Here is a 5,273-nt window from a genome sequence, read left to right on the forward strand (position 1 = left end):
CCCGGCGTCGAGTACACGACCGATCTGGCCGAGCCGTCGCGCTCCGAGCTCCGCGAGATGCTCGAGCGCATGCTCCGCGCGCTCGACGCCCCGCCGCCCCCGGCCGTGCACCGCTGACGGGCCGACGGGGACGTCGCCGCGCGGGAAGGCCGTCCAGGCGCGTTCGTGCGGCGCCGTCCCGGCGGGCGCCCGCCACGACATCACGCTCCGTGGTGTAGGGTCAATTGGTCATACGATCAATAGCTTCGGCGTGCTGTCGGGTCGACGCGGAGCCGTCTCCCGCTCGGAGGCGGAGCGGCGATCTGCTCGGAGTCGAGTGGGGAGACGATGGTGACGAACGACCTGTACGTGGGCGCGCGAGTGTTCACCGCCGACGAGCGTCGGTGGGCCGAAGCGATCGTGGTGAGCGGCGATCGCATCTCGTATGTCGGCGACCTGGCGACCGCGCGGCGCATCGCCGGCGCATCGCCTCGCGAGATCGATCTTGCGGGCGCCACCGTCCTTCCGGGCTTCGTCGACGGGCACGCGCACGTCGTCGGCACGGGCGAGGCCGCGCAGCAGGTGGACCTGTGGGGTGCCGACAGCCTCCACGAGATCCAGCGCCGCATCCGCGCGTGGGCGGAGGCGCACCCCGAGGCCCCGCGCATCCGCGCACACGGGTGGATCCACTCGGCGGTCGGCGGGGCGCCGCACCGCGAGATGCTCGATGCCGCCGTGCCCGACCGCCCCGTGTACGCGCAGTCGTACGACTACCACTCGATCTGGCTCAACACGGCCGCTCTGACCGAGACGGGGATCGACGACGACACGCCCTCTCCGTCCGGCGGCACCGTGCACCGCGACGAGGTCGGCCACGCGACGGGGTATGTGGACGAGACGGCGATGCACCGCCTGGTGTGGCCCTTGCTGGACGAGGTCACGACCGAGGCCGACCAGGACCGCTACCTGGCGGCCGCCCTCCGCGCGTACCGAGAGACCGGCGTCACGGCCACCACCGAGATGGCGCTCGACGAGGGGGATCTGGCCGCGATGACGCGCGCCGACCGCGACGGCGCGCTCACCGCCCGCATCGCGGCGCACTGGCGCGTGCAGCCGCGGGGCGACACGGCCGCAGACCTCGCGCAGGTCGATCGCGCGATCGCGCTGTCGCGAGCGTGCAGCTCGGAATGGCTCCGCGTCGTCGGCATCAAGGTCATGGTCGACGGCACGGTCGACGGCTGCACCGCGGCGCTCGGCGCCCCCTACGCGGACGGCTCGCTCGTCGCCCCGATCTGGAGCCTCGACGAGCTCATCCCGGTCGTCGTCGCCGCCGATGCGGCCGACCTGCAGATCGCGATGCACGCGATCGGCGACGAGGCGGTCCGCATCGCGATCGCGGCGATCGAGGCCGCCGTCGCCGCGAACGGGCCGCGTTCGCGGCGTCACCGCATCGAGCACCTGGAGGTCGTCGGCACAGGCGAGATCGCCAGGCTCGCCGCCCTCGGCATCACGGCCAGCATGCAGCCCGTCCACGCCGATCCGGCGATCCAGGCCAACTGGCGCGCGAGGCTGGGCGATGCGCGCGTGGCGCGCGGCTTCCCCTGGCCCGAGATGACGGATGCCGGTGCCACTCTCGTCTTCGGCACCGACTCGCCCACGTCGCCGCAGGCGCCGCTGGCGAACATGTTCGTCGCGACGACGCGGCGCTCGGCCCTCGATCCCGCGCTCGAGCCCAACGTGCCGGGATACGCGGTGCCGCTCGTCGCGGCCATCGAGCACGCCACGAGAGACGCCGCGTGGGCGTGTCGCGCGGAGCACGACTACGGACGGCTCGCGGCGGGCCTGTATGCGGACTTCGTGGTGCTCGATCGCGACGTCTTCGCCCTCGACGCCGACGAGCTGCTCAGCGCGCGCGTCGTGCGCACCGTGGTGGGCGGCCGCACGGTCTACGAGCGATAGGCATCCGACGGCCCGTCCGGCAGCGCGGCCACTGCGGCGCGCAACGTCCCGGGCTCCAGTCGCAGCGCCCATTCGGCGACGTCCGTGACGAAGTGCGCGTAGGACGGCTCGGTGAACACGCGCAGGTCGTTGATGTACGCGCCGAAGCCGTCGATCGCCATGAAGATCCGGACGCATGCGGCGAACGGCCGCTCGGGGAAGAACACTCCGGCGGTGACGCCGTCCTCGATGAGCATCAGCAGTCGCTCCCGGTCCAGCACCTCCTGCACCTCGATGGCCGCGGCGAGCGCGGGGGTGAAGCGGGAGAGATGGCGCGCGTTGAGCCAGAGACGCGAGAGGGACGACGACACCGGGCTCTCGATGCGAGCGGCGAACCGCGCCATCCGCTGCATCGGGTCGCCCTCGGCGGCGATCAGCTGCTCGCGCTCCTGGGCGGCGGCACGGACGAACGCGGCGATGACGAGGTCCTCCGCCACCGGGTAGTAGTGCGTGATCAGCCCGGGTCGCACGCCGAGGCGGGCGGCCACGGCGCGCAGGGTGATCCGCTCCAGCCCGTCCGCGAGCGCGATCGCCGCCGCGGACGCCAGGATCTCCTCGCGCCGCTCGTCCGGACTCTTGCGAAACCGTGGTCGATCAGAGCTTGACATGATTCCTCTCATGCTATTGGATAAGCGACCAATAGCCCATTGACCTCGTGACCAATAACGAGGTCCGCTCGGACGGAGTCGTCGTGGGCTGCCCGAGAGGATACTCGTGCCGCACACGTCCCGCACCGAGAGCGACGAGTTCGTCGACACCGCCAGCCGGCCCGAGACGCGGGGGATCGAGCTCATCGGCGATGCCGAACGCCACGGTCGCGCCCGGGATCTGTTCTGGGTGTGGGCGGCGCCCAACGTGAGCATCCTGAACTTCACGATCGGCGCGACGATGATCCTGCTGGCCCTCGAGCTCTGGCAGGCCCTTCTCGTGATCGTCGCCGGGGCGGTCCCGTGGATCTTCACGGGCACGGTGGCCATCAGCGGACCCGCCGCGGGCACATCGGGCTCGGTCGTCACGCGCGCGCTCTACGGCGTCATCGGCAACAAGGTCATCGTCGCCTTCACCGGCTGGCTCATCTCCGCGGTGTTCCTCGCGCTCAACTGGCTCGCCTCCTCGTTCATGGGGGCGGATCTCCTGGCCGGGATGGGTCTCACCGACCCCGTCGTCGTCCCGATCGCCGTCACCCTCGTGGTCTCGGCGATCACCGTGCTGGTCGCCGTCTACGGGCACGGACTCATCCTGCGGATCTACCCGGTGGTCTCGATCGCCCTGATCGTCGTCTTCCTGCTCGTGACGGCGTTCATCCTGCCGCACGTCGACTGGGCCTACCGCGCGCCCGAGCCGCTCGGCGGGGTCGGACTGTGGTCGGCGGTCACGATCGGGTTCACGATCCTCGCCTCCACGCCCCTCTCCTACGCCAACAGCCCCGACATCGCCCGCTACCTCCCCCGTTCGACCAAGCCGTCGCACATCATCGCCGCCACCGCGCTGGGCGGCGCGATCCCCTGCATCGTCTTCACCGCGGTGGGCGCCCTCCTGGCCACGGGCGTCGACGCGGTGGCGATGGACGCGGGCATCGAAGCCGCGCTCCTCGACATGCTTCCCGGCTGGCTCGGCGTGCTGCTGGTCGTCGGCGTCGTCGTCAACACCGTCTCGCTCAACGGCATGACCACCTACACGTCGAGCATGGCGCTCCAGGCGGTCGGCATCCCGATCCGACGGATCCCGTCCGCCGTCGTCGTCGGCGTCATGGGCACCGCGCTCACGATCTACCTCGTGATGTCGACGAGCCTGCTGGATGCCGTGAACCTCATGCTGCAGTTCCTCGTGATCATCTCGGGCCCCGCCATGGCGATCTTCACGACCGACATCGTGATGCGCCGCAACAGGTACGACGGTGCCGAGCTGTTCGACCAGACTCGGACGAGCCCGTTCTGGTACGCCGGCGGCTGGAGCGTGCCGGGCATGAGCGCGGTCGTGCTCGGCGGCGTCACGACCGCCCTGTGTCTGTCGACCGACGTGTGGACCGGCCCGATCTCGGCGGCGATGGGATACATCGACCTGTCCGTGCCGCTCGGGATGGCGGTGTCGGCCGCGACCTACGCGGGACTCGCGCGCACGCGGCTGGGCTCGATCGAGACACGAGGACGAATGTGAGCGCGCCGCGCGGCGCCGTGGACACCGGCATCCACCCTGCCCGCTACCCGGGTGCGGCCGCCGGCGAGCCCACGCTCGACACGTGGCAGGAGGCGCCGCACAACCGCTGGGCGTTCGCCCACCTCGGCGAGCTCGTCCCGACGGCGACGATCTCGCGGACCAGCCCGGCGGCGCCCCACGCCGCGACGGTGCGCCTCGGCGGCCTGTCCGCTCTCGTCCCCGACCTGGAACGGCGGCTCGAGCAGACCCACACCAACGCGTTCCTGGTGCTGCGCGGCTCCGACGTGGTCGCCGAGTACCATCGGGCCGGCTTCTCCCGCGACGACCGCCACCTGGTCATGAGCGTCTCGAAGTCGCTGTGCGGACTCGTCGTGGGCGGACTCGTCGACGAGGGCGCGATCGATCCCGCGCGCGCCATCACCGACTACGTGCCCGAGCTCGCCGGATCGGCGTACGACGGACCGACCGTGCAGCACGCCCTGGACATGACCATCCGCATCGACTACAGCGAGGACTACGTCGATCCGTTCGCCGAGGTGCAGACGCACGACCGGTCCGCGGGCTGGCGCAGCCGGCGCGAGGGAGACCCGGCGGACACCTACGCGTTCCTGACCACGCTGCGCGGCGACGGATCGGTGGGGACGTTCCAGTACTGCTCGGCCGACACCGACGTGCTCGCGTGGATCGTCGAGCGGGTCACCGGACTGCGGTACGGCGAAGCGCTGTCGGCACGGCTCTGGTCGAGGCTCGACGCCGATCGGGATGCCACGATCACGGTCGACCGCGCCGGCTTCGGGTTCGCCAACGGCGGCATCTCCTGCACGGCGCGCGATCTCGCCCGCGTCGGCAGGGCTGTGCTCGACGGCGGCGACGCACCCGGCGGCAGGATCGTGTCGCGGGCGTGGGCGGACGCGATCCTGCGCGGCGGCGACCCCGCGGCCATGGCCGGATCGGCGTTCCCCGGCGGCTTCGCCCACGGCAACTACACGCGGCAGTGGTGGTGCATGGGCAACGATCGCGGCAACGTCAGCGGCATCGGCATCCACGGCCAGAACCTGTGGCTCGATCCCCGCACGGACTCCGTGATCGTCAAGCTCTCGACCTGGCCCGAGCCCGACACCGAGAACCGGCACGACCTG

Annotated in this window: 4 protein-coding genes; 3 read left to right on the plus strand and 1 reads right to left on the minus strand. The window is 71.4% G+C overall.

What is annotated here, in order from left to right; genetic code table 11:
• Positions 1-330: 330 nt before the first annotated feature.
• Positions 331-1,938 (plus strand): amidohydrolase, encoded by a 1,608-nt coding sequence (locus tag WML84_RS12525; RefSeq protein WP_347346477.1) that lies wholly within the window; start codon positions 331-333, stop codon positions 1,936-1,938.
• On the opposite strand, the gene WML84_RS12530 is transcribed toward WML84_RS12525, so the two are convergent.
• A complete protein-coding gene (locus WML84_RS12530; protein ID WP_347346475.1) occupies positions 1,926-2,585 on the minus strand; it encodes a TetR/AcrR family transcriptional regulator in 660 nt (219 codons plus the stop codon). The two genes, WML84_RS12525 and WML84_RS12530, sit on opposite strands and share 13 nt — an antisense overlap.
• A 106-nt stretch (positions 2,586-2,691) precedes the next feature.
• Between WML84_RS12530 and WML84_RS12535 the strand changes: the two genes are divergently transcribed.
• Positions 2,692-4,134: a cytosine permease gene (locus WML84_RS12535; RefSeq protein ID WP_347346476.1), complete on the plus strand. Its 1,443-nt coding sequence runs from the start codon at positions 2,692-2,694 to the stop codon at positions 4,132-4,134.
• Positions 4,135-4,151: 17 nt separating this feature from the next.
• Positions 4,152-5,273: serine hydrolase (locus tag WML84_RS12540; protein WP_347346478.1), on the plus strand; the 1,122-nt coding region annotated here is incomplete at its 3' end.

The sequence above is a fragment of the Microbacterium sp. genome (assembly GCF_039812165.1).
GTDB lineage: Bacteria > Actinomycetota > Actinomycetes > Actinomycetales > Microbacteriaceae > Microbacterium.